Here is a 22,971-nt window from a genome sequence, read left to right on the forward strand (position 1 = left end):
GCGGCGAAGCTCGACAGTGGCGGGGATATTGCGATTGTCAGTGGTGGGGCGGTGACGTTTGAGGCGGTGAAGGATTTGCATGATGAGAGCCACACCAAGAGCAAGAGTGACATGGTGTGGACGAGTTCCAAAGGCAAAGGCAACACTGACGAGACTTTGCGCCAAACGCAGATGATTGCGGAAGGTAGCGTCGTGATCAAGGCCGTTGATGGCTTGAAGATTGACATCAAGCAGATCGATCAGAACACGGTTAGCCAGACGATTGATGTGATGGTAAAAGCCGACCCGCAACTGGCTTGGCTGAAAGAAGCCGAGAAGCGCGGAGATGTGGATTGGCGCAAGGTCCAAGAAGTCCACGATAGCTTCAAATACAACAATTCAAGTTTGGGTGGTGGTGCGGCGCTGGTCATCGCCATCATTGTCACTTACTTCACTTGGGGGGCCGGTGCGGGGCTCGTGGGAGCTGCCTCGACGACGACGACAGGTCTCGCCGCAAACTCGGTGTATACAGCTGTAGCCATAAAGGGCGCGACAAGCACGATCAATAACAAAGGAAACTTAGGTGCTATCGCCAAGGACGTGACGTCTGGTGAAAGCCTGAAAGGCTATGCAATCGCAGGGGCCAGCGGTGCTATCGCGAAGTTCGCCGGAGTCACCGGTGAACTCACCACATCTGACCTTGGCAGGCAGTTGGCGGTCAATTCGGCGCTGCGAACTGTCGCGAATGGTGGCAGTTTTACTAAAAATATTGGTCAAGCAGCTATTGATCTGACCGCCAGTCTTCTCTCTGGAATGATTTACGAACGTGTGGGTACCGAGCTCAGTGGTTCTGGTCTTTCCACTAAAGTGGCGGTGCATGCGATTGTCGGGGGGCTGATTGCAGAAGCGGCAGGGGGGGATTTTGCCTCTGGTGCTATTGCAGCCGGCGCGAACAAAGCGTTGATACAGACTTTTGGGGCGGAGATATTTCCAGGCGAGGCTCATGAGCGCGTATTGGCGATGACCTCGCAGTTGATCGGGATGACGGTAGCAGCAGGAGTTGGCGGCAGCAGTAAGGACCAAGAGGTTGCTGGGTGGGTTGCGCAGCAAGGTACCGTTTACAACTATCTGGAGCAGTCGGACATTAAGGCGTTTGCTTCCGGGATGAAGAGCTGCGGTACCGATGAAGCATGTCAGAAGAACAAATGGGACAACGAGCGGTTTAACGAGGAAAGTCTGTACAAAACCGAGTACGCGATGGGCATCACCAGTTCTCTCCTCGCTAAAGACAAGCTGCCTGGAATTATTGTCGCGTTGGATGACCTGATGGCAATGCAGTGCCAGACACAGGTTTGTGAGAGTTACAAAACTGAGTTGGTGGATCGATCTGTAGCGGCTGCAGAACATTTGGCCAAGCAGATTGCAGACTGGGGTCCTTCGATGGACCGGCTAGCCTTGATAAGCGGCGGTGGGGCCGGTGGTGGTAGAGTCGAGTCTAGGCCTCGGGTGCCGGGGGATACTGATCCGGCAGGGTTGGCGCAGCTGGAAAAGGCGATAAGGTATTTACAAGGTGCAAAAGGCATTCTTACGCCTAGAGACTTTCCAGAGGTGGCTGGCAAAATCAGCCAGAAACAGCTTCGGCATATCGCTGGAAGGCCTGAGCTTGAAGCTCGAGGAGGCGGTGGGTTCTTGAACAGCGTTGATGATGCTCAAAAAGTACTAGATGCTTACCGCATGGGGCAGGTTAAGATTTTAGGTAAGAATGCTCAAGGGTTTCCGGTGGTCAAGTTTGAAGGCGTAACCGGCACCAACGTTAACGCTGGCGTTGGTATAACCGCTCAGCCAACTAATGTCTTTATCATCAAAGGTACAAAAAGCCCAAGTATTGTCCCTGCTAACCCTAATTGGACTCAGAAATGAATGCAGAAGCCGAATTGAAAACTTGGAATTTCCAAGTCTTAATGCTTGTTCAAGCGATGTTGGGGGCAGTTACTCCAAACTTCAGGATGGTGGTATTGTCTTGTGAAGATGATGTTTGGTTAATTAGATTTTATCTTGAAGAAAATATAGAGGATGATATTGATGAGGTCGAAGATATCATATGTCAATATACTGCTTATCAGGACTCAAATTTAAAATGCAAGTCGGAAATTTTGGTCGGCAACGAAGACCTACCTAGCTTGTCGGAAGCTGAGAGGGTCGTTTATCGTCGAAAAGAGTAATTTTTACTTGGTGCAAAAGCAACTCCCTCCGTTTTGGTTTCTGGAGAAACTGGAGTTGTAGGTACTGGTAAAGCTGCGGCTAATGATGCGAGTTTTACAGCAACATCCACATCAGGATGGACGCGAAAAGGGAACAGATTTATTTAAATAACAAAGAACTTGCTTTTGCACTCTCTTGTCAGGTCGCCAAACCTGTTCGCCATATGGGCGACGGGCCGGACTACAAGCCCCGCGCCCAACACCCCGCAAGGCATCAAAGTGCTGGCCCACGCACAACGCTTCACGTCTTCATCCCCACGGCCGATACCCTGGCGATGATTAAACGCATCAAAGAACCTGCGCTGGCCAATCGCTGGCGCTCTCAACCCGCTCTACCGTCACACCACAAGGAAGAAGTACATGATCAAGCTGTTCTGCAAAGCCGCTGTTGTATTGTCCCTGGCCACGCTGTTTGGCTGCTCCTCGACGCCGTCGGTGGAGAAGATGCAGGCTGACGTGGCGAACTACTCGTTGCCCAAGGCCGCCGTCGCCGATAAAGGCCTGGTGTATGTCGTGCGCCCAAGCAACGTGGGGATGATGGTGCGGTTCAACGTGTTCCTGGATGACAAGGAAGCCGACTCGGAGATGGGTTACAACCGTGGTAACCAGTACATTTATTTCTTCGTGTCGCCGGGCCAGCACGTGATCAGTTCCAAAGCTGAAAACTGGGCTGACATGCCGATCAACGTCAAGGCCGGTGAGGTGGTTTACCTCAAGCAGGAAGTCGAAATGGGCTTCGCCGTGGCGCGCAACAGCCTCAAAGTGCTGAGCGATGTGGAAGGCCGTTATCTGGTCAAGGACGCGTCGTTGGGTACCATTGCAAAAGAAAGCAAGTGAGTTAAAAAGCGCTTGAGGCGGCCGGGCGCTGAGCTTGGCCGTTGTTGCTGTTTACATAAGTCGGAGTGACACCGTATGGACGCAATTACCCCCGCTAAACGGCCGACTATTCTGGCCAGCATCGGCCGTCGCCTGCTGGCCCGAATCATCGACTCTGGCATCGCGGTGCTGATCTTTTTCATCGTCAAGTTCGGCGCCGAGGTGCTGTCGGCGTCCGTCCCCGCTGTGACGGCCAAGGGCGGGTTCATTGCGGCGTTTTTCGCAGGTTTTGCCTACCTCTTGCTCGCAGACGCGCTGCCCAATGGCCAGAGCCTGGGCAAGCGCTTGCTCAGCATCGCGGTCGTCGACCGTAAAACCCGTAAGGGCTGCCGCATTTCTCAGTCATTCACCCGCAATGCCGGGGTGCTGGTGATCATCGACTGGGTGTGGATTTTTCTTGAGTCCAGAACCCGCCTCGGCGATATGTTCGCCAAGACCATCGTGATTCAAACCGGCAACTTGACCAAGGTACGCAGTCTTGCCGACATCTATGACGACGGGAAGTCCGGCACTGCTTGATGCGGAGTAGGGAACAAATTTATTTTCCACCCACCTGCAGGTTGCTATTTTCTAAGCATGGAGAAAAAATCTGTACCCTTTTTTATATAGAGATTCTAGATAAGAAGTGAAAGCTCTTATGGATAGCTCTTGGTTTGATGAAAGCGTAAAACCACGTTTGAAGGGGTTTTCTCTAGAGTACTCATCATTTGCTGATGGAGATTTTGGTGGCCTTGAAAGGATAGAGCTGGAAGGGTTCAATAAGCTAGGGACTGTCGAATTTTGGTCTAAAGGTTGGGTGAGTATTGATATATATGACTTGACCATTGATTATCAGGTTATGAATGTGTTGCTCTCTCCAGAAGAGGGGGAGTCTGTTTCTCAGGCATTTGATAGGTTTATAAGTATATTGACGCAGGATGTTTGATGGTACTAATGGTTTTAAAGGAAGAGGCGAATTTGGAAGGAAAAACTGGGGTCAGAACCTGAGGGGCCCCCGATTCTTCCTTCTAAAACTCATTAAGTTACAACTGTTGAAAAAGCCTTCCTGAATCGGCAAATTGGCTCATGAGGGAAAGTGCTCAGTTCGGCTTGCTGCCTACGGCGGTGTATCAGTCATTAATCCGGCACTGACACACCGCCTTCGCAGGCAAGCCAGCTCCCACAGTTGGTTTGTGGTGTGTCAGCAGGTTTTGGGTTGCAGGCACTCCAGTGCACGGTCGGCCAGGGTTTGGGCCATGTCGATCAGGTGTTCGGTGGCACCGGCCATGTGGCGTTGATAGCCTGTCAGGCCTTGGGTGGTGTCGGCTGCGGTGGCGGCTGCGCAGCGCAGCAGGTCGCAGAGTTGGGCGAGGGCGTCTTCGAAGCTGAGGTCGTGATGCACCGTAAAGGACTGCGGTGAGGTGGGTTGCAAGTAGTGGCTCAGGGCGCGTTCAAGTATTTCGCGGCTGGGGGTGAAGCGCGTTGTATTGCTCATGCATAAGCTCCTGATAAGGGGCCTACTTGTTTCAGGTTTCCACACCTGTTCGCTGATAGGCAGCGACAGAGCGAAGGCTAGCCAGTGGCGTGAGCAGGCGCAAGGCCAAAGGATTGTCTAGGAAACTTCCTGCAAGTTAAAGGGATATGGATTGCTGGCCTTTAACACTGCATGTCGATCAGGCAATACCGATCAAAGCTGAGAGGCGGGGGGTTGTGGCGAGCGGGCTTGCCCCGCGTTGGGCTGCGCAGCAGCCCCAGGAGAGTCAACGCGGTTTTCCAGATGTATCGCGTCGTCAGGTGTCAGGGCCGCTTCGCGCCCCAACGCGGGGCCAGCCCGCTCGCCACAGGACGTTAGCTCCCACAGTTCGGATCGTGGTCAGGCCAGGTATTTGCGAAACCAGCCCAACGTGCGCTCCCACGCCAGATTCGCCGCGGCCTCGTCATACCGTGGCGTCGAATCATTATGAAAGCCATGGTTGGCGCCTTTGTAGATATACGCCTCATAGGTCGTGCCCGCCGCCTTCAACGCCTGCTCATACGCCGGCCAACCCTCGTTGATGCGCGTGTCCAACTCGCCGTAATGCAGCATGATCGGCGCCTTGATGCGGGGCACGTCCTTCGCTTCCGGCTGCTTGCCGTAGAACGACACCGCTGCGCCCAGTTCGGGATACGCCACCGCCGCCGCATTGGTCACGCCGCCGCCATAACAGAAGCCGGTAATCCCGACTTTGCCGGTGCTGCTGTCGTGGTGCATCAGCCATTCGATGGCGGCGAAGAAGTCGTTCATGAGTTTGGTGGGGTCGACTTTTTGTTGCAGTTCCACGCCTTTTTCATCGTTGCCGGGGTAGCCGCCCACGGAGGTGAGGCCGTCGGGTGCCAGGGCGATGAAGCCGGCTTTGGCCAGGCGCCGGGCGACGTCTTCGATGTAGGGGTTAAGGCCACGGTTTTCGTGCACCACCACCACGGCGGGCAGTTTGCCGCTGGCCTTGGCCGGGCGTACGAGGTAGCCGCGCACGGTGCCGTTGCCTTTGGGCGAGGGGTAGGTGATGTAGTCGGCGACGATGTCCGGGTCGGTGAATTTGACCTGTTCGGCCAGCGCGTAGTTGGGGCTCAGGGCTGCCAGCAGGGCCGAGGCAGTGAGGCCGCCGAAGGTGAACAGCGCGGCGCGGTCGAGAAATTCGCGGCGGTTGAGTTTGCCGTGGGCGTAGCCGTCGTAGAGTTCCAGCAGTTCGGGGGCGAAGTCTTTCGCGGTGAGACGAGTCATCGGAGCAGTCCTCGATTAGCGGTGGTCATCACTGTAGACCAGGATCAACGTTCGCGGCCATGGGCGGAATCCGACAGTTGCCGGGTATCGACGCGCACGAACACCGAGTCGCCGAGGGCGGTGAGCACGTCACCGGCGTACACCTCGCAGACCACGCGGCTTTTACGCCCCACGTCGCCTTCAACCCGCGCGCGCAGGGCCAGCGTGACGCCCATGGGCGTGGGCTTGATGAATTTGATCCCCAGGTTACCGGTCACGCAGTCGATGCGCGGCAGGCTGCCGGGCTCGCGCTGTTCGTTGCGGTAGTGGTGGGCCATGGCGGTCCAGTTGGAGTGGCAGTCGACCAGCATGGCGATCAGGCCTCCGTAGACCAGGTCCGGCCAGCCGCTGTAGTGGGCTTCGGGCAGGTGCTCGGCGATGACGTGGACACCATCGGCGTCCCAACGGCTTTTGATGTGCAGGCCATGGGGGTTGCTGCCGCCACAGCCGTAGCAGATGCCTTCGGGCGCGGTGATGTCCTGCAGGGAAGGGGTGTGCATGCAAAGTCCTTATTGTTTGTTTTGGCGACTACTCTGTTTAGCAGGGCACGCTGCGAAAGGGAATAAAACCATGGCATGGCGTGTTAGCTCAGCACATCTGTTCATTTGTCTTGCGGAGTGTTGCATGAAGCGTCGAATGCCCCTGTGTGTAAGCCTGGCGGTGCTCCTTGGTGTGTTTCTCGGCAGCGCGCAGGCGGTGGAATACAAAGACGTCAACCGCACCGCCAGCCAGATCAGTTTTACCTTCCAGCAATTCGGGCAGCGGGTGTATGGCACCTTCAGCGACTTTGAAGGCACCCTGACCTTTGATACGCAAAAGCCCGAGGCGGCCCATGCGTTGCTCAAGATCCAGCTCGCCAGCATCGACGCCGGCAGCCAGGACGCCAATACCCAGTTGCAGCAACCGGCGTGGTTCGACACCGCGACCTATCCCGTGGGCGTGTATGAGTCCAACGGCGCCACGGCGCTGGGCGATAACCGCTACAAAATCAGCGGCAACCTGACGATCAAGGGCATTACGCGGCCGGTGGATATTGATGTGGTGCTCAAGGAGCAAAGCGGCATCGGCGTGTTTGACGGCGCGTTCATCCTCAAGCGCGGCGACTTCAAGATTGGTGAAGGTGAATGGGCGGGCAACAGCGTGGTGTCAAATGACATCAACATCAAATTCAAGATGGTCGCGCCGCAACGCTAGCGGGCGAACTGCTTGGCCCCGGCCACACAGCCGATCACCGCAACCGTCACCAGCAGCATGCCCAGGCTGACCTGCTCACGCAACAGGCCCGCCGCCAGCGCCAGGCCGAAGAACGGTTGCAGCAACTGCAACTGGCCGACCGCAGCGATGCCCCCCTGGGCCAGGCCGCGATACCAGAACACAAAGCCGATCAGCATGCTGAACAGCGACACGTAGCCCAGGCTCAGCCACGCCGGCAGGCTGATGCCCGCGAGGGTTGCCGGCGCCAGCATCACGCTCAACGGCGCCACCACCGGCAGCGCCACCACCAGCGCCCAGCAGATCACCTGCCAACCGCCCAGACTGCGCGACAGCTTGGCGCCTTCGGCATACCCCAGGCCGCACACCAGCACGGCCAACAACATCAGCACGTCACCGGCCGGCGCGGTGCTCAAGCCTTGGGCAACGGCGTAGCCCATCACCAGCAGGCTGCCGAGGATCGAAAACAGCCAGAACACCGGGCGCGGCCGCTCGCCGCCACGCAGTACACCAAACACGGCGGTGGCCAGCGGCAACAGGCCGATGAAGACGATGGAGTGTGCAGACGTCACGTACTGCAGCGCGAGTGCCGTGAGCAGTGGAAAACCGATCACCACACCCAGGGCGACGATCACCAGCGGCCCCCATTGATGGCGTGCAGGGCGTTTTTCCCTGAACAGCCACAACAACAGCACGCCGAGCACGGCGGCAATGGCAGCGCGGATCATGGTCAGAAACACCGGGTTGAACGCCATCACCGCCAGGCGCGTGGCTGGCAGTGAACCGCTGAAGATCACCACGCCGATAAACCCGTTGATCCAGCCTTGGGGGCTGGCGTCTGCTGCGGTGAGGCTTGAGGTGCGTTCCATGGTGAGGGCTCGAAATAGGTGGTTGCGTAAAGGCCATCCTAGGGGCCAGGATTAAGACAATCAAAAAATTGTCATGGATACATCGCCTATGCCGCGCGCCCGCTACAAGTCGCTGGTCGACACCTTTGCAGAAGACATCCGCAGCGGCGCACTGGCGCCCGGTACACGCCTGCCCACGCACCGGCAATTGGCCGCCGAGCATGGCCTGGCGTTGGTCACCGCGAGCCGGGTGTACACCGAGCTTGAGGCCATGGGCCTGGTCAGCGGCGAAACCGGGCGCGGCACCTTTGTGCGCGAAATCGCGTTGCCGCCGGGGCAGGGCAGTGGGCAGATGAATGTGGCCACCGGCATGCTCGACCTGAATTTCAATTACCCCTCGCTGCCCGGTCAGGCAGACCTGCTACGCACCGCTCTGCGCCAATTGGCGCTGTCGGGCGACCTGGAAGCGTTGCTGCGTTACCAGCCCCATGCCGGCCGGTTGCACGAGCGCGCTGCCGTGGCACGGCATCTATTGAACCGAGGCCTGACGGTTGAGGCGGAGCAGGTGCTGATGGTCAGCGGCGCCCAGCACGGCCTGGCGGTGACGATGATGGCGTTGCTCAAGCCTGGGGATGTAATTGCCGTGGATGCGCTGACCTATTCAGGCTTCAAGGTGCTGGCCGAAACCCTGCACCTGGAAATCGTCGCCATCCCCGTTACCGCCAGCGGCCCGGATCTGGCGTTTCTGCACGCGCTGTGCCGCAAGCGCCCGGTGCGTGCGGTGTACAGCATTCCAACCCTGCATAACCCGTTGGGGTGGGTGATGAGCCTTGCGCAACGCGAGCAACTGATCGCCATCGCGCGTGAGCACCATCTGATGCTCATTGAGGACGCGGCCTACGCGTTTTTGGCCGAAGACGCGCCACCACCGCTGGCCACATTGGCGCCAGAGTGCACGGTGTACGTGGGCGGGCTTTCCAAAAGCGTCGCTACGGGGTTGCGCGTCGGGTTTATCGCCGCGCCGCCAGCCTGGGTAAAAAAGCTGGAGCGCACGATCATGGCCACCACCTGGAACGTGCCCGGTGTGATGAGCGCGATTGCGGTGGGCTGGATCGAGGACGGCACCGTCGGGAAACTCGAAGCACAAAAGCGCCAGGATGCACGGGCACGCCAAGCCTTGGCTGCGCAGGTGCTCAAAGGCGTGCCTTACATCAGCCATCCGTCTTCGTATTTTTTGTGGTTACCGCTGGGGGACGAGGCGCGGGCCGATCAGGTGGCCATGGCCTTGCAGCGCGAGGCGATTTCCGTGTCCACCGCCGAGCCGTTCGCGGTTTCAGCCACGGTGGTGCCGCACGCGCTGCGCCTGGCACTGGGTTCGGTGAGCATGGCCGCGCTGGGTGAGGCGCTGCTGAAGGTCCGGGAAGCGGTGCAGTGGTGAGCCGCACCGCTTGGCGTCAGTATTTGTACGCCTGACGCCCGATCAGCAGCCAATGGCCTTTTTGCTTCTGCCAGACCTGGAAGTTGTCGATATCGGTCGGCACTTCGACGCCGCTGTTCACGGCCAGGGCGTGAAAGTGGTTACGCACCAGCGCAGTGTCGCCGTCCAGGGTGATGGTCTGGTTTTGCATTTCGAGGGTTTTGAACGCGCTGGTGTGGGTTTCCAGGTCAGCGATAAATTGCGCCTTGTTCTGCACCTTGCCGCTGGAGTGGCCATAGGTGAGCTTGTCGGACGTCAGGGCGTGCAGCGCCTTGAGGTCCAGGTGCAGCATGGCTTGGGTCAGTTGGTCGACCGCTTGGGCCACATCCTTTTCGGCGGGGGCAGGCGCAGCTGCGACGTAGCCGGTGAACAGGCACAGAAAACCGATCAGCACTTTGACGTTTGGCATGGGTGTTTCCTTATTGTTGTTGGGGTGAACACGACAATTTAAGTCGTCGTACAACCATGCAATATTTTCGAGAGGGAAAGAAAGTGAAATTTTGAAATATCTAGAAAAGATTAGCCTTGATGACGTTATAAACAACTCGGGTTCTTGTACGACGTCTCAACACATCAAATAAGTGCGGGCGGCATACCTTGTCGCTTCCAGCCCAACAAGCCGATCGCTATGCTACTGCGCAACTAACAAACCTCCCGAGAGACAACATGGATTTTGACTGGCACAGCGACGTCATCACCCGCGCCACTCCCGTGACCCCTCACTACAAAAATACCCAGAACGTTCGCCGTTTCATGCTTGAACACTGTGGCCCGACGTTCAAGTTCGACCGGCCGTTCATGGCCTGGATCCGCAACGACTTGCCCAAAACCCTGGGCGATGTGGTGGATGAGTGGCAACGCCGCAACGAGGACACACGCCCATGACCCGCGACGAAAAATACCAGGCTGCTCAAGAGCGCATCGGCTACCGGTTGGAAGAATTCAAAGTCGGTGGCAACTACACGCCGTTGGTGCGCGATGGCAACCACCTGTACATCAGCGGCCAGATTCCGCGTGTCGGTGACACCCTTATGCTGCCGGGCAAGGTTGGTGAAAGCCTGACCCTGGCCCAGGCGCAAATCGCTGCCAGTATCAGCGCGTTGCGTTGCCTGGGGTTGCTCAAGCAGGCGCTGGGTTCGCTGGATCAGGTCAAGACCCTCGCGCGTATCACCGTGTATGTGCGCAGCGCCGAAGACTTTGATCAGCAGAGTGAAGTGGCCAACGCCGCGTCGGACCTGTTCCACGAAATCCTCGGCGCTGCCGGTGTGCACACGCGCACGTCGGTGGGGGTGGTGCAGTTGCCCAAATCGGCGGCCGTCGAGATCGACATGATCGCTGTTGCACACGATTGAACCGACGATGATCACCCAAGGGCTTGAGGTACTGATCGACTACGGCCTGCACTTGGCGCCGGGGCTGCTGCTGTTTGGCGCGTGGTTCGCGTTGACGCCAAGGGCGCAGGTGGCGATGCGCATCCTGATCCTGCTGGCGGCGTTTGTGCTGATGCGCGATGTGATGACGCCGCTGGGCATGTGGGCGGTGAGCCGCGATGTGCAGATCGCGTTCAGTGGCAATGCCTTCGTGCTGGCGGTGCTCGGCGGGCTGTCGGTGCTGCTGATCATGCTGCTTTCACGCCTGGCACCGGAGTTGTGGCGGTTGATGCGTTGGACCCTTGGCAACCTGTGGGTTGGCATGGCGGCAGGCATCGTCGTCGGCTGTTTGATCGGCGTGCCGTTGCGGGTTTATCAAGGTATTGATGCAAGCCAGCTCCACGGCTACTGGGTGTGGCTGCCGGGCATGGTGGTATTGGCCTATGGCGCCAATGCGTTGGAGGAAGTGCTGTTTCGCGGTTTTTTGCAGGGTTATCTGGAGCAACAGGTTTCGCCATTGCGCGCGGCATTGATCAGCGGCGTGGCCTTTGCAGCCTGCCACGCGTTCCTGGCCTTAAGCGTTACCCAACTGGGCTGGCCCGTGTTGCTGTTCACCCTGCTTGAAGGGCTGGCCTGCGCGCTGGTGCGCATGCGTTACGGCGTACTGCCCGCAGCACTGGCCCACGGTACCGCGATCCTGCTGATCGCCGTGCCCTACATGGCCTGATCTGAAGCACAACCAGCACTCACATCGCCCGACTTGAAATACAGTCAAACTGTGGGAGCGGGCTTGCTCGCGAAGAGGGTATGTCAGTCACCTGATGCATCGCCTGACACGGCGCTTTCGCGAGCAAGCCCGCTCCCACAGGTAGGTCGTGTGCAGGCCGTTGTGGTTCTGCATGGCTTGATGTGAAACACAACCAAAACTGTGGGAGCTGGCTTGCCTGCGAAAGCGCCGGGTCAGCCAGCATAGTTGTCACTGAAAGGCCGCCATCGCAGGCAAGCCAGCTCCCACATGGCTCGACTTGAAATACAGTCAACCTGTGGGAGCGGGCTTGCTCGCGAAGAGGGTGTATCAGTCACCTGATGCATCGCCTGACACGGCGCTTTCGCGAGCAAGCCCGCTCCCACAGGTAGGTCGTGTGCAGGCCGTTGTGGTTCTGCATGGCTTGATGTGAAACGCAACCAAAACTGTGGGAGCTGGCTTGCCTGCGAAAGCGCCGGGTCAGCCAGCATCGTTGTCACTGAAAGGCCGCCATCGCAGGCAAGCCAGCTCCCACATGGCTCGACTTGAAATACAGTCAAACTGTGGGAGCGGGCTTGCTCGCGAAGAGGGTGTATCAGTCACCTGATGCATCGCCTGACCCGACGCTTTCGCGAGCAAGCCCGCTCCCACAGGTTGATCGTGTGCAGGCCGTTGTGGTTCTGCATGGCTTGATGTGAAACGCAACCAAAACTGTGAGAGCTGGCTTGCCTGCGAAAGCGCCGGGTCAGCCAGCATCGTTGTCACTGAAAGGCCGCCATCGCAGGCAAGCCAGCTCCCACATGGCTTGACTTGAAATACAGTCAAACTGTGGGAGCGGGCTTGCTCGCGAAGAGGGTGTATCAGTCACCTGATGCATCGCCTGACACGGCGCTTTCGCGAGCAAGCCCGCTCCACAGGTTGACCTCGTTCAGGCCGTTGTGGCTCTGCATGGGTTGATGTGAAATACAGCTCCCACAATGTTTACAGCGGCGGTGTGCGTGGCGGAATCAGGCGTTTGCTGCCGGTGGCTTCATACGCGCTGGCAACGCTCAGCAGCGCCGAATCATCGTACGCCCGGCCGGCAAAGGTCAGGCCGACGGGCATGCCGATGTCGGCCATCACGCCCATCGGCACGGTGACGGTGGGCACGCCGAGGTGGCGGATGGCGAGGTTGCCATTGGCGACCCACACGCCATTGCTCCAGGCGATGTCGGCACTGGCTTCATTCACGTCGGCATCCGCCGGGCCTACATCGGCCACGGTCGGGAACAACACGGCATCGAGCCCAAGCCTGTCCATCCAGTCTTCCAGGTCGATGCGCCGGGTTTGCTCCAGGCCGCGCAGGCCGTCCGGCACTGTGCTGATCGCGTTCCACGGCGTGATGCCGCGCTGGGCCATGCGCACGTATTCGTCCATGCCGGCGGCCAGGTCATCCTCACGGTTGGGCAGGGTGCCCGGGTCGTGCGGGAAGATCTTCGGCCCGTCGACATCCGCCAGGCGGTTGAGTGCCGGGTCGTTGTTGGCGCGCAGGAAGTCGTCAAAAGCCCAGGCCGACAGCTCCCACAATTCGTCGTGCAAGAATTCCTTGGAAACCAAGCCACGGGTAAACACGGTTGGCGCGCCAGGGCGATCGCCTTCGCAATTGGACACCAGCGGGAAATCCACCTCGATCACTTCAGCACCGGCAGCTTGCAGCGCCTGGCGTGCATCTGCCCACAGGTCGATCACGCTGGCGCGGGTGTTGATCTTCTGCCCGGTCGGCCCGCCAATGCCGGGCTTTTCGCTGGTGCCCGCCTCGGGGTCGGCATTGATGTACATGCGCGGCACGCCGAAACGTTTACCGGCGAGGGCTTCGCTGCTCACCGCCAAGTCGGCGTAAGACGCGGGGCGCACCGACGCCACGCTCGGGATCGGTACCCAGGGTTGCAGGCGCCACAGGTCGCCACGGGTGTCGGGGTCTTCGGCGACCACCACATCCAGCACTTCCAGCAGGTCGGCCATAGTGCGTGCATAGGGCACCACCACGTCCATGGTCGGCGTGAGCGGCCAGTTGCCGCGTACCGAAATCACCCCACGGGACGGCGTGTAGGCGCATAAACCGTTGTTGGACGCCGGGCCGCGCCCGCTCGACCAGGTTTCTTCAGCCACACCAAAGGCGGCGAAGCTTGCCGCCGTGGCGGTGCCTGCGCCGTTGGACGAACCGGAGGCAAACGGTGCAGTCAGGTAGTCGGCGTTGTAAGGGCTTTCGGCACGGCCATACACACCCCGCTGCATCCCGCCATTGGCCATCGGCGGCATATTGGTCTTGCCCAGGCAGATGGCGCCGCCCGCTCGCAGGCGTTCGATGGTGAAGGCGTCGCGCTGCGCGACCAGCTTGGCAAAGGCCGGGCTGCCGGATGCGGCCGTCAGGCCCTTGACCAGGTAGCTGTCCTTGGCGGTATAGGGAATGCCGTCCAATGGCCCCAACGTTTCGCCCCTGGCCCGGCGCGCATCGGACGCCTCGGCTTCTTTAAGGGCTTCGGGGTTGCGCACCACCACGGCGTTCAATGCGGTGGCGGTCTGCGGGCCGTCGTAGGCATCGATCCGCGCCAGGTAGGCGTTTACCAGTTCAACGGCAGTGGTCTGGCCGGTTTCAAGCGCCGCGCGCAGTTGGGCAATGGAGACTTCGGTAACTTGCATCACGTTTTTTTCGCCGCCTTCAAGTGGGAGGTATGGCGGCAGTCTACGGACAGATATTTCACAAAACCAGCGCGGCATGCTCCGCGTAGGCGGCGCGCATCACTTGCCACGTCGGCTCGTCAGCCGGAATCAGATGCTCGATACGCAGCGAGGTGAGGGTGATGTCCTGGGGCATGCCGAACGTCGTGAAGGTCGACAGAAAGCTCAGTTCGCCCCGGGGTGAGCGGATGCGCGTCAGCGCCAGGGGCGGCATGTGTTCGGGCGGTTCGGTGTGGGTGGGCGTCGGCAGGCTCGCTAATAAAACCGCCAACTCGGGATTGCCCAGCGCCTCACGGCTGGCGCGTTGCCAGGCGAGCGCGCGGATCGCTTCGGCGTTGATCAGGTGGTCGCCCAAGCCGCCGGTTTGCAACAGCGTGGTCAGCAGGTTCAGCCCATTTGCTGCATCCGGTTCAAGCCCCAACAATTGAAACAGAACGCCGGTGCTGGCATTCGCCGCCAGCACTTGCCATTGGCTGTCCAACAGAATCGCCGGGGCCGGGTTGTTGGCATGCAACACATGGCTGACGGCTTCGCGAATCGCGGCCATGGCCGGTGAAGCGAGCGGGGTGGCGGTGTAGCGTGGCGCGTAACCGGCGGTGAGGAACACGCGATTGCGCTGCTCAAGCGGCACATCCAGCGCGGTCAATAAGTTGTGCAGCGTGCCCGGGCTCGGCTTGGCGCGGCCGGTTTCGATGTAACTGAGGTGACGTTGCGAAACCCCGGTGATCAAGGCCAGGTCCAGCTGGCTGAGCTTGGCGTGGCGTGGCGACGCAGTTGGCGCAGCTGGTCGCCGGCAGTACTTTCCATAGTGGGTTCATAACCTGTGAGGTCATTGCGAGGGCCACGACCTTATCACTATGGTGAGCTTCATTCACTTCAAGGACGAGACCATGCACAGACCCTCGATTGCCCTGGTCGGGTTGGTTGGATTTTCGCTGTACACGCTGGCGACGATGCTCACGGCGGAGCAATCGCTGCTGGCCTTCGGGCGGCAATTGATGTCGCGGCCGGACACCGCGCAGGTGGTGATTGACCTGTACCTGATGGCAGTGCTGGCGTGTGTGTGGATGTATCGGGATGCGCGTGGGCGCGGGCGGTCGGTGGTGTCTGTGCTGCCGTATTTCGCGCTGACGGCGGTGTTTGTTTCGGTGGGGCCGCTGCTTTATATCGTCGTGAATGGGATCGCGCGTCAATCAGGGCGGTAATTGCGGCCGATACCTATGGCAAGCCTGCTCACCACAGGTATCGTTACCAGGGCTCAAGGGTTCAAAAACGCCTGGTAATTGTCTTTGGTGATCTGCTGATAAGGAATGGTCAGCTCAGCCGCATAGGGTTCCTTCTTGACCATCTTTACCGCCAGGTCAATCGAGCCGACGGCCTGGCCCTTATTGTCCTGATACACCGTCACCAGCAGCTGGCCCTTCTTCACCGCGTCCAGCCCCGCTGCGCCGCCATCGCTGCCGGCCACCAGGATATCCTTGCCCGGTTGCATGCCCGCCTGGCTGATCGCCATGGCGGCGCCAATCGCCATTTCATCGGCGTTTGCCGCCACAGCATCGATTTTGCGCCCGGACACAATCCAGTTGTTCATCAGGTCAATCGCCTTGCCGCGCTGCCATTCGGCACTTTGTTCCTCGACAATTTTGATGTCCGGGTAGTCCTTGAGCACCGTCTTCACCCCCAGCGTGCGGTTGTGCGTGGCGTTGTTGGACAGCAGCCCGAGCATGATCGCAAGGTTGCCCTTGCCACCCATTTTCTCTGCCAGGTAGCGCATCTGGATTTCCCCGGCCTTGATCTCATCCGAGCCGACATAGCCCACGCCCGGGGGCACGTCCTTGAACTCCGGGCGGCGGTTGACGTACACCAGCGGGATCTTGGCCTGCTGGGCATTGACGGTCATTTTCTGCGTGGCTGCCGTGTCCACCGCGTTGACGATAATCGCGTCCATGCCCTGAGCGGTAAAGTTCTGCACCTGGTTGAGCTGGCGCACCACATCGCCCTGGGCGTCTTCAAATTGCAAGGTCACGCCGGGTAGCTCCTTGGCGTGGGCCGCCATGTAGTCACGCATCTGTGCGAGGAACACATCGTCGACCTGGGCGATGCTCACGCCGATACGCATATCGGCCCAGGCCCAGGGCGTAACAGCGAGGGTCAGCAGTGCTGCGAGAAGTTGCTTCTTCATGGTGATGCTCCGTTGTTTTTGTTGTTGTAAAAGCAGTGGGATTCACGCCTGGCGCTTGGCCCGCCGTTGCGCCACGGCAGCGGCGAAGTCTGAATAGGGCCAGCGTTCGTTAAGGGCTTGTTGCATTAATTGCTGCCCGGTTTGCGGGGCGAGCCCGTGCAAGGGCGGGTCGGTGTCGAGGTTGGTGGGGAAGGAATAACCGTCGGCCGTACAGGCGATCACCGCTTCGGCATTCAACGCAGGGTTGGCCAGCAACACCGGGTACACCGCCAGCATCATGCGGTCGCGGTCGAGGGCTTCCATGGGCGTGCCGAATGCCGAAGAGATTTGCAGCAGGTTGGCCATGCGCCGGTGGTGGGTGGTGCGGTTGGTGCCCGCCGCATGGAACAGCGCCGGGTTGAAGAACAGCAGGTCGCCCTTGTTCAGCGGCAATTGCACGGCGTGCTGCTGGAAGTAATCGATAAACTCCGCGCGGCGCCAGGCCAGGTAACCCAGCGGGTATTGCTGGGAGAAGGGCAGCAGTTGGGTCGGCCCGCTTTCCAGCGGCATATCCGAATGGGCCACCGCGCCTTGCAGCGTCAGGTATTGCGACAACAGATGCAGCGGCAGCGGAAAGCGTTCAACCACCTCAGTGGTCTGAAAGCCCAGGTGATAGTCACGGTGCGGCTGTTGCGCCTGCCCGCCAGGGTGGACCACGTTCACTTGCGCGGTCATCTGAAAGCTCGGCCCCAGCCACGCTTCGGCGATCAAACCGAGCAGCGGGTTGGCGTAGTACTCGGCAAACGATTCCGGCGACTGCAGCGCGGCTTTCTGCAGGGAATTCCAGATGCGCCCGTTGCTGCCGGCCTGGGCAAAATGGTCGGCGGCCACGCCTTGCGCAGCCTCGTGGGCAAAGATCGCCTCGAACACCTGGCTATGGCGGTCGACCACTTCCAGGTCTTCATAGGCCTGGCGCACCACCATCACCCCAGGCCCGTCGCGGAACAGGCGGTGCAGCTCATCCATGACGCGCAGGCGCTCGCTGTTGCGTAAAGTGCCGGCCTGATAGATCGGCACATTGCTCACCACTTCGGCACACAGCGGGTAATCCTCGGCGCGGGTCCGTTGGGCGCAGATGCGGCTGAAATCCGCCAGGCGCACCGCCGCGCCGGTCACGAACGACGACATCACACACCTCCCGGCAGGCTCAGCGCCTGGTGCGGTTGCGGGCTGCCGCTGTCGGTGCAGCCGACCACGCCTTGCTCCAGGTCGATCACCGAGCCGGTCATCATCCCGGCTTCACGCGAGAGCAAAAACGCCACGCTTTGCGCCACTTCTTCGGGCTTGAGCAGCCGCCCGAACGGCTGCGCGCGTTCGGCCTCGGCCAGCCAGCCGTCCTGCGCGCCGTGGTATTGGCGCTGGATCTGATCCTCGTGAGGCGTGTCCATCCAGCCGATATTCAGGCCATTCACGCGGATGCGATTACGCAATGCGCTGAACGCCACGTTCTTGGTCAATATCGCCAGCGCGCCCTTGGACGCCGCATAGGCGCTTAAAAACGATTGCCCGCCATGCCCGGTGACACTCTGGATATTCACCACCGCGCCTTCCACGCCGGTGCTGATCATCAGCTTGAGTGCTGCCTGCATCAGAAAAAACGGCGCCCGCACGTTCACCGCAAACAGCCGATCAAACAGCTCGGGCGAGGTGTCGAGAATGGTGCCGCGATCCGACATGCCGGCGCAGTTCACCAGCCCGTGCAAGGTGCCGAAGTGGGTGCGTGCCGCGTCGATGATCGCACGGCAATCCTCGACGTTTTCCAGGTCGGCCTCGACAAAAAATGCCTGGCAATCGAGCAGTGCCAGTTGCCGGACCTGTTCTTCGCCCTCGGCGCGGCGGCGCCCGCAGATGATCAGCCCGGCAGCGCCACGCTGCGCCAGGGTATGCGCCACGGCAGCGCCCAAACCCTGGGTGCTGCCGGTGACGACAAAGTATTGGCCGTTGAATGCGCTGGCGAGATCGGTGTGAGGCATGGGGTTCTCCTGAAATTTTTGTTGTTTTGTCGGCCTGGCTCGACGCCGGGCAAAACTGAGACTAGCATTGCAAAACCTCAGTAACGCCCAAAAAAGACCTCAAAAACACCTCAGGCGAACCGCATGCTCGAACGCGCAAAACACTTCTCCATCAAGCAACTCGCCACCCAGGCCGGCGTGAGCAAAGCCACGGTCGACCGCGTGTTGCACCAGCGTGGCAGCGTGCATGCGCAAACCTCTCGGCGCATCGAGCAGGCGCTGGATGAGTTGGAGGCCCAGGAAAAAAACGGCCTGGCGGTGGGGCGCACCTTTCACGTCGATGTGATCATGCACACGCCCCAGCGCTTCAGCGCGGCGGTGCAAGCGGCAATCACCGCGCAATTGGGCAGCCTGGCGCCGTTTCGCATCGCGCCGCGTTTTCACCTGTTTGAAGAAATCGAACCCCAGGCCATGCACGACCAACTGCTGCGCTGCCTCGATACCGGCAGCCAGGGCGTGGTGCTCAAGGCGGCGGATGAGCCGGCGGTGAATCAGGCAGTCAAGCAGTTGATCGCGGCGGGCATTCCGGTGGTGACCCTGGTCACTGACCTGCCGCAAAGCGAGCGCATCGGCTATGTGGGCATGGACAACCGCACCGCCGGCCAGACCGCGGCCTACCTGATGTCGCGCTGGCTGCCGGCGCAACCCCAGGACGTGGCGGTGGTGATCGGCAGCGAACTGTTCCGTGGCGAAGAAGAACGCGAGATGGGCTTTCGCGCCTGGCTGCGTGGGCGTGCCGCGCACCTGCGGGTGCTGGATATCAGCGGCGGCTACGGCGTGTACGACCGCACCTTTGAGCGCGTCACCCAGGCCCTCAAGCAACACCCCGACCTCAAGGCGGTGTACAGCGTCGGCGGCGGTAACCGCGCGATTGTCGACGCCTTCGCCGCCCTCGAGCGCCCGCTGGAGGTGTTTATCGGCCATGACCTGGACGAAGAAAACCGCCAGCTGCTGCTGGAAGAAAAAGTCGCCGCGATCATCGACCACAACCTGCAAATCGATGCCCGCAGCGTGTTTTTGCACATCCTGCAACATCACCGGCTATGGAAAGCCGGGCCGATTGCGCCGTCACAGGTGCAGATCGTTACACCGTTCAACCTGCCGGACTGAAGCTCCCTCAATAACAACGCCAGGAGTTCGACCATGCTACGTATTGCCGTTTTAGGTGCCGGGCGCATCGCCAAAATCCACGCCGCCAACGTCGCCGCTCACCCCAACGCCACGCTGGTGCTGGTGGCCGATCCCTGGCGCGAAGGTGTCGACGCGCTCAGCACGCAATTAGGTTGCGAAGCGGCCTATGACTGCGCCGCCGTGCTTGCCCGCCAAGACATAGATGCCGTGGTGATCGGCACGCCTACCGACACCCATATCGACTTGTTGCTGGCGGCGGTGGCCGCAGGCAAGGCGGTGCTGTGCGAAAAGCCGATCGACCTGGATATCGCCAAGGCCCGCAGCGCCGCCCAGGCCGTCGAACGCCTGGGCGGCAAGGTGATGCTCGGTTTCAACCGGCGTTTTGACCCCGACATGCTGCGCCTGCGCCAGGCGCTGGACGCCGGCCAGATCGGCGCCGTGCGCCAGGTGATCATCACCAGCCGCGACCCCGGCCTGGCGCCGCGTGACTACCTGGAACACTCCGGTGGCATCCTGCGCGACATGACCATCCATGACTTCGACACCGCCCGCCACCTGCTCGGCGAGGAACCGGTGGAGGTCAATGCCTTCGCCAGCCGCCTGGTGGACCCGAGCCTGGCAGACATCGACGACTACGACAGTGTCATGGTGCTGCTGCGCACCGCCTCCGGCAAGCAATGCCACATCAACTGCTGCCGTCAGGCGGTGTATGGCTATGACCAGCGTGTAGAAGTGTCCGGCGCCACGGGCGTGCTGCTCACCGACAACCACCGTCCCAGTACGTTGCGCCATTGGAGTGCCGACCACACCGAAGCGCTGGAGCCGTTGCAGCACTTTTTTCTCGAACGTTATGCCGATGCTTATCGTAATGAGCTGGCGCAGTTCATTGATGCACTGAGCGCTGGCCGCGCGTTACCGACCAGTGTGCGTGACGGCTTGTATGCGTTGCATCTGGCGGATTGCGCGTTGGTGTCGGTGAAAACCGGTAGAAGTGTGGCGGTCAATTACGACCTTTAGTGGTACGAGCGGGCGTCGAGACAACGCGTCTGGCGAGTGCCGCGACGCCCGCAATGCTTGAATTTTACGCGAGAAAGTCGGTACCTCGGAAGTGAGGCTGCTGTATGTTTCGATGCATGTGTCAGCCAGTCAATCGGCGCGCCTTAAACCTCAGCGTGGTCGCCGCACAGGCACAGACTCAGGTTCGGGGCGTGGATAAATGGATCGTAGAAGGGCTTTATCGTTGTTAGAAAGAGTGAAGTTGTAGCCCGTTGTCTTCTGCTTCCAGAGTATCAGCCTGCTCAGGTTGTAATGCATGATGGACTTCGGATCGTAATCGGAGGCTATGATGTCCGCAGGCTTCAGCTTTTCAAGGATTTGCTCATGAACGTCTATTGTGTCTAAGTTGAACTTTTTCTTATAAAGTTCGTATAGCCTGGGCAGGTTGAAGTCCAGTGTTCTGTCCGGATGTTTATGTTCGTGACGCAATCCCAACGCGTGACCAAACTCATGAAGAATATTCATTTTAAATATGTCTTCGGCTTTATGAGGGTCCAAATGCATCGTCGGCTCATTGGCGGGCTCGCTTAACGCCCCCGTCCCAACGATGGACCAGTCACCCGCTATATCTGCGCTGGTCGATATGCGAATATCGCCTTGGGTACCCTCTACGAACTTGAGCTTCAAATTAATCAGGGGTGCGTAATTTTTCTCAATGTGTTTTTGTATGATCGCTCTATGGGCGGGAGAAGTGTCCATGAAGGCAATGGTAATGGTCGAGTTTTGTGGCCATAGACGATATTTGTAAGCGATCCCGCGTTTAGTTCTGATGGCAATCGGCGCGTCAGCCACTTCGTTGTTCGTCGGTGGACTATCCGAATTAATCGAGTACAGGGAGTGATGTATCGCAGGTGGGGAAATAATCATTCGTTATCCTCATCAGACTAAAAGAAAACAGGCACTGCCCAGTTGCGTTAAGTCAGTGGCTTTAGCGATGATTGAGTTCCAATTGCAGGTAGGACGGTTCTGTATTTTTATGTAAAAAGCCGCCTGGGCTTTGTAGGCCCAAGGCGGCTAATAGATACGTTTTAAACGCCTTTGGTCGAGGGCAGCAATATGGTGAGGATGCCCGCCAGTGGCAGGAACGAGCAGATCTTGTAGACGTACTCAATGCCATGGTTGTCAGCGAGCAAGCCCAGCAATGCGGCGCCAATCCCGCTGAAGCCGAACATCAGGCCAAAGAAGATACCGGCGATCATCCCCACATTGCCCGGTACCAGTTCCTGGGCGAAGACCACGATGGCCGAGAAGGCCGAGGCGATGATAAAGCCGATGACCACGCTGAGTACGGCGGTCCAGAACAGGTCGACGTAGGGCAGGGCCAGGGTGAAGGGCGCAGCGCCGAGGATCGAGAACCAAATGACTTTCTTGCGCCCGATCTTGTCGCCGATCGGGCCACCGGCGAAGGTGCCCACGGCCACCGCCCCAAGGAACAGGAACAGGTACATCTGCGAACTGGCCACCGACAGCTGGAACTTCTCGATCAGGTAGAAGGTGAAGTAGCTGGTCAGGCTGGTCATGTAGAAGTATTTGGAGAACACCAGCAGCGCCAGCACCACCAGGGCAAAGGTCACGCGGCCTTTGGACAGGCCGTGGGTGGCCTTGCCGCCTTGCTTGAGCTTGAACAGGTTGAGGTGGTTGCGGTACCAGCGGCTCAGGCCATAGAGCACCAGAATCGCAAACACGGCGAACAGCCCGAACCAGGCGATATGGCTTTGGCCGTAAGGAATGATGATTGCCGCCGCCAGCAACGGGCCGAAGGCGCTGCCCGTGTTGCCACCGACCTGGAAGGTCGATTGCGCCAGGCCGTAACGCCCGCCGGAAGCCAGGCGCGCGACGCGCGAGGTTTCCGGGTGGAAGGTCGACGAGCCGACGCCCACCAGGGCCGCCGCCAGCAAAATCGCCGGGAAGGTGCCGACAAACGCCAGCATCAGGATACCGATCAAGGTGCACACCATGCCGGCCGGCAGCAGCCAGGGCTTGGGATGGCGGTCGGTGTGATAGCCGATCCAGGGTTGCAGCAGCGAGGCAGTCAGTTGGAAGGTCAGGGTGATCAGGCCCACCTGGGTGAAGCTCAGCCCGTAGTTGGCCTTGAGCATCGGGTAGATCGAAGGCAGCACGGCCTGGATCAGGTCATTGATCAGGTGGGCCAGGGCGCAGGCGCCGAGGACGCGCATGACCAAGGGGCTCACTTGGGGTGTAGTGGTTGCAGCGGCGGGTGACGCGGTAACGGTCGTCATGCAGGCATTCCATACAGGGCAGCAAACTGAGGTGGCGAGTACTTGA

Annotated in this window: 24 protein-coding genes and 1 pseudogene; 13 read left to right on the forward strand and 12 right to left on the reverse strand. The window is 59.7% G+C overall.

Annotation, left to right across the window (positions count from 1 at the left end; all coding sequences use genetic code 11):
- From AOA59_RS32435 to AOA59_RS21300, 5 genes are all read left to right on the forward strand, one after another.
- Positions 1-1,899: DUF637 domain-containing protein (locus AOA59_RS32435; protein ID WP_178076279.1), on the forward strand; the 1,899-nt coding region annotated here is incomplete at its 5' end.
- Positions 1,896-2,201 (forward strand): hypothetical protein, encoded by a 306-nt coding sequence (locus AOA59_RS21285; RefSeq protein WP_053255812.1) that lies wholly within the window; start codon positions 1,896-1,898, stop codon positions 2,199-2,201. The genes AOA59_RS32435 and AOA59_RS21285, both read left to right, overlap by 4 nt.
- A 483-nt stretch (positions 2,202-2,684) precedes the next feature.
- Entirely contained in the window at positions 2,685-3,077 is a 393-nt protein-coding gene (locus AOA59_RS21290) for a DUF2846 domain-containing protein (RefSeq protein ID WP_026013838.1), read from the forward strand.
- Between the two features lie 75 nt (positions 3,078-3,152).
- Entirely contained in the window at positions 3,153-3,635 is a 483-nt protein-coding gene (locus tag AOA59_RS21295) for an RDD family protein (RefSeq protein ID WP_069787318.1), read from the forward strand.
- Positions 3,636-3,741: 106 nt separating this feature from the next.
- Positions 3,742-4,041: a hypothetical protein gene (locus tag AOA59_RS21300; protein WP_208604509.1), complete on the forward strand. Its 300-nt coding sequence runs from the start codon at positions 3,742-3,744 to the stop codon at positions 4,039-4,041.
- 255 nt (positions 4,042-4,296) lie between these two features.
- On the opposite strand, the gene AOA59_RS21305 is transcribed toward AOA59_RS21300, so the two are convergent.
- The 3 genes from AOA59_RS21305 to AOA59_RS21315 all read right to left on the reverse strand — a co-directional run bounded on the left by AOA59_RS21305 (position 4,297) and on the right by AOA59_RS21315 (position 6,395).
- On the reverse strand, positions 4,297-4,590 hold the full coding sequence (locus AOA59_RS21305; protein ID WP_083269382.1) for a DUF6124 family protein: 294 nt from the start codon (positions 4,588-4,590) through the stop codon (positions 4,297-4,299).
- Positions 4,591-4,968: 378 nt separating this feature from the next.
- Positions 4,969-5,856 carry a YghX family hydrolase gene (gene yghX / locus AOA59_RS21310; RefSeq protein ID WP_099488959.1) on the reverse strand — a complete coding sequence of 296 codons (888 nt, stop codon included), beginning with the start codon at positions 5,854-5,856 and terminating at the stop codon, positions 4,969-4,971.
- A gap of 44 nt (positions 5,857-5,900) precedes the next feature.
- Complete coding sequence (locus tag AOA59_RS21315) at positions 5,901-6,395, reverse strand: PaaI family thioesterase (RefSeq protein WP_099488960.1); 495 nt, start codon at positions 6,393-6,395, stop codon at positions 5,901-5,903.
- Between the two features lie 124 nt (positions 6,396-6,519).
- Between AOA59_RS21315 and AOA59_RS21320 the strand changes: the two genes are divergently transcribed.
- Entirely contained in the window at positions 6,520-7,089 is a 570-nt protein-coding gene (locus tag AOA59_RS21320; protein ID WP_099488961.1) for a YceI family protein, read from the forward strand.
- On the opposite strand, the gene AOA59_RS21325 is transcribed toward AOA59_RS21320, so the two are convergent.
- Positions 7,086-7,976: a DMT family transporter gene (locus tag AOA59_RS21325; protein ID WP_099488962.1), complete on the reverse strand. Its 891-nt coding sequence runs from the start codon at positions 7,974-7,976 to the stop codon at positions 7,086-7,088. The two genes, AOA59_RS21320 and AOA59_RS21325, sit on opposite strands and share 4 nt — an antisense overlap.
- 88 nt (positions 7,977-8,064) lie before the next feature.
- Between AOA59_RS21325 and AOA59_RS21330 the strand changes: the two genes are divergently transcribed.
- Positions 8,065-9,393: a PLP-dependent aminotransferase family protein gene (locus AOA59_RS21330; RefSeq protein WP_099488963.1), complete on the forward strand. Its 1,329-nt coding sequence runs from the start codon at positions 8,065-8,067 to the stop codon at positions 9,391-9,393.
- A gap of 16 nt (positions 9,394-9,409) precedes the next feature.
- On the opposite strand, the gene AOA59_RS21335 is transcribed toward AOA59_RS21330, so the two are convergent.
- A complete protein-coding gene (locus AOA59_RS21335) occupies positions 9,410-9,841 on the reverse strand; it encodes a nuclear transport factor 2 family protein (RefSeq protein WP_056860201.1) in 432 nt (143 codons plus the stop codon).
- A gap of 257 nt (positions 9,842-10,098) precedes the next feature.
- Between AOA59_RS21335 and AOA59_RS21340 the strand changes: the two genes are divergently transcribed.
- The 3 genes from AOA59_RS21340 to AOA59_RS21350 are packed head-to-tail and all read left to right on the forward strand — an operon-like array spanning position 10,099 to position 11,529.
- The gene (locus AOA59_RS21340; protein WP_056860200.1) at positions 10,099-10,317 is read left to right on the forward strand and encodes a DUF6434 domain-containing protein; all 219 of its coding nucleotides are present in this window, start codon (positions 10,099-10,101) and stop codon (positions 10,315-10,317) included.
- Positions 10,314-10,784, forward strand: a complete 471-nt coding sequence (locus AOA59_RS21345; RefSeq protein ID WP_069787325.1) for a RidA family protein — start codon at positions 10,314-10,316, stop codon at positions 10,782-10,784. Before AOA59_RS21340 ends, AOA59_RS21345 begins: the two co-directional genes overlap by 4 nt.
- Before the next feature lie 7 nt (positions 10,785-10,791).
- A complete protein-coding gene (locus tag AOA59_RS21350; RefSeq protein WP_099488964.1) occupies positions 10,792-11,529 on the forward strand; it encodes a CPBP family intramembrane glutamic endopeptidase in 738 nt (245 codons plus the stop codon).
- A gap of 999 nt (positions 11,530-12,528) precedes the next feature.
- On the opposite strand, the gene AOA59_RS21365 is transcribed toward AOA59_RS21350, so the two are convergent.
- Positions 12,529-14,229, reverse strand: a complete 1,701-nt coding sequence (locus tag AOA59_RS21365; RefSeq protein WP_178076280.1) for an amidase — start codon at positions 14,227-14,229, stop codon at positions 12,529-12,531.
- Between the two features lie 55 nt (positions 14,230-14,284).
- A pseudogene (locus AOA59_RS21370) lies at positions 14,285-15,072 on the reverse strand (helix-turn-helix domain-containing protein).
- 83 nt (positions 15,073-15,155) lie between these two features.
- On the opposite strand from AOA59_RS21370, the gene AOA59_RS21375 reads away from it, so the two are divergent.
- A complete protein-coding gene (locus tag AOA59_RS21375; RefSeq protein ID WP_099489094.1) occupies positions 15,156-15,470 on the forward strand; it encodes a DUF2834 domain-containing protein in 315 nt (104 codons plus the stop codon).
- A gap of 53 nt (positions 15,471-15,523) precedes the next feature.
- Here AOA59_RS21375 and AOA59_RS21380 read toward each other — a convergent pair whose 3' ends face one another.
- From AOA59_RS21380 to AOA59_RS21390, 3 genes are read right to left on the reverse strand one after another with little or no spacing between them, the layout of a single operon-like run.
- Entirely contained in the window at positions 15,524-16,447 is a 924-nt protein-coding gene (locus AOA59_RS21380; RefSeq protein ID WP_099488968.1) for a sugar ABC transporter substrate-binding protein, read from the reverse strand.
- Positions 16,448-16,489: 42 nt separating this feature from the next.
- Entirely contained in the window at positions 16,490-17,614 is a 1,125-nt protein-coding gene (locus AOA59_RS21385; protein WP_099488969.1) for a phytanoyl-CoA dioxygenase family protein, read from the reverse strand.
- Entirely contained in the window at positions 17,614-18,459 is an 846-nt protein-coding gene (locus AOA59_RS21390; protein WP_099488970.1) for an SDR family oxidoreductase, read from the reverse strand. The genes AOA59_RS21385 and AOA59_RS21390 overlap by 1 nt, the downstream gene beginning before the upstream one ends.
- A gap of 123 nt (positions 18,460-18,582) precedes the next feature.
- Here AOA59_RS21390 and AOA59_RS21395 point away from each other — a divergent pair, with 123 nt between their 5' ends.
- Together AOA59_RS21395 and iolG are read left to right on the forward strand one after the other, a co-directional pair.
- Complete coding sequence (locus AOA59_RS21395; protein ID WP_058420454.1) at positions 18,583-19,608, forward strand: LacI family DNA-binding transcriptional regulator; 1,026 nt, start codon at positions 18,583-18,585, stop codon at positions 19,606-19,608.
- Between the two features lie 33 nt (positions 19,609-19,641).
- The gene (gene iolG, locus AOA59_RS21400; protein WP_099488971.1) at positions 19,642-20,646 is read left to right on the forward strand and encodes an inositol 2-dehydrogenase; all 1,005 of its coding nucleotides are present in this window, start codon (positions 19,642-19,644) and stop codon (positions 20,644-20,646) included.
- 150 nt (positions 20,647-20,796) lie between these two features.
- Here the strand turns inward: iolG and AOA59_RS21405 are convergent, their stop codons facing one another.
- Positions 20,797-21,552, reverse strand: coding sequence for a M12 family metallopeptidase (locus tag AOA59_RS21405; protein ID WP_099488972.1), 756 nt, complete (start codon positions 21,550-21,552; stop codon positions 20,797-20,799).
- Positions 21,553-21,713: 161 nt separating this feature from the next.
- On the reverse strand, positions 21,714-22,925 hold the full coding sequence (locus AOA59_RS21410) for an MFS transporter (protein WP_017138958.1): 1,212 nt from the start codon (positions 22,923-22,925) through the stop codon (positions 21,714-21,716).
- Between the last annotated feature and the right edge of the window lie 46 nt (positions 22,926-22,971).

This window comes from Pseudomonas sp. 2822-15 (assembly GCF_002742515.1).
Taxonomy (GTDB): domain Bacteria; phylum Pseudomonadota; class Gammaproteobacteria; order Pseudomonadales; family Pseudomonadaceae; genus Aquipseudomonas; species Aquipseudomonas salomonii.

Excerpts from the sequence above, each read along its gene's own strand:
- AOA59_RS21290 (WP_026013838.1), top strand. The coding sequence starts at position 2,685 with ATGCAGGCTGACGTGGCGAACTACTCGTTGCCCAAGGCCGCCGTCGCC.
- AOA59_RS21395 (WP_058420454.1), top strand. The coding sequence starts at position 18,583 with ATGCTCGAACGCGCAAAACACTTCTCCATCAAGCAACTCGCCACCCAG.
- AOA59_RS21325 (WP_099488962.1), bottom strand. The coding sequence starts at position 7,976 with ATGGAACGCACCTCAAGCCTCACCGCAGCAGACGCCAGCCCCCAAGGC.
- AOA59_RS21350 (WP_099488964.1), top strand. The coding sequence starts at position 10,792 with ATGATCACCCAAGGGCTTGAGGTACTGATCGACTACGGCCTGCACTTG.
- AOA59_RS21375 (WP_099489094.1), top strand. The coding sequence starts at position 15,156 with ATGCACAGACCCTCGATTGCCCTGGTCGGGTTGGTTGGATTTTCGCTG.
- AOA59_RS21305 (WP_083269382.1), bottom strand. The coding sequence starts at position 4,590 with ATGAGCAATACAACGCGCTTCACCCCCAGCCGCGAAATACTTGAACGC.
- AOA59_RS21345 (WP_069787325.1), top strand. The coding sequence starts at position 10,314 with ATGACCCGCGACGAAAAATACCAGGCTGCTCAAGAGCGCATCGGCTAC.
- AOA59_RS21380 (WP_099488968.1), bottom strand. The coding sequence starts at position 16,447 with ATGAAGAAGCAACTTCTCGCAGCACTGCTGACCCTCGCTGTTACGCCC.
- AOA59_RS21295 (WP_069787318.1), top strand. The coding sequence starts at position 3,153 with ATGGACGCAATTACCCCCGCTAAACGGCCGACTATTCTGGCCAGCATC.
- AOA59_RS21410 (WP_017138958.1), bottom strand. The coding sequence starts at position 22,925 with ATGACGACCGTTACCGCGTCACCCGCCGCTGCAACCACTACACCCCAA.
- yghX (WP_099488959.1), bottom strand. The coding sequence starts at position 5,856 with ATGACTCGTCTCACCGCGAAAGACTTCGCCCCCGAACTGCTGGAACTC.
- AOA59_RS21340 (WP_056860200.1), top strand. The coding sequence starts at position 10,099 with ATGGATTTTGACTGGCACAGCGACGTCATCACCCGCGCCACTCCCGTG.
- AOA59_RS21330 (WP_099488963.1), top strand. The coding sequence starts at position 8,065 with ATGCCGCGCGCCCGCTACAAGTCGCTGGTCGACACCTTTGCAGAAGAC.
- AOA59_RS21405 (WP_099488972.1), bottom strand. The coding sequence starts at position 21,552 with ATGATTATTTCCCCACCTGCGATACATCACTCCCTGTACTCGATTAAT.
- AOA59_RS21390 (WP_099488970.1), bottom strand. The coding sequence starts at position 18,459 with ATGCCTCACACCGATCTCGCCAGCGCATTCAACGGCCAATACTTTGTC.
- AOA59_RS21335 (WP_056860201.1), bottom strand. The coding sequence starts at position 9,841 with ATGCCAAACGTCAAAGTGCTGATCGGTTTTCTGTGCCTGTTCACCGGC.
- iolG (WP_099488971.1), top strand. The coding sequence starts at position 19,642 with ATGCTACGTATTGCCGTTTTAGGTGCCGGGCGCATCGCCAAAATCCAC.
- AOA59_RS21320 (WP_099488961.1), top strand. The coding sequence starts at position 6,520 with ATGAAGCGTCGAATGCCCCTGTGTGTAAGCCTGGCGGTGCTCCTTGGT.
- AOA59_RS21315 (WP_099488960.1), bottom strand. The coding sequence starts at position 6,395 with ATGCACACCCCTTCCCTGCAGGACATCACCGCGCCCGAAGGCATCTGC.
- AOA59_RS21285 (WP_053255812.1), top strand. The coding sequence starts at position 1,896 with ATGAATGCAGAAGCCGAATTGAAAACTTGGAATTTCCAAGTCTTAATG.
- AOA59_RS21385 (WP_099488969.1), bottom strand. The coding sequence starts at position 17,614 with ATGTCGTCGTTCGTGACCGGCGCGGCGGTGCGCCTGGCGGATTTCAGC.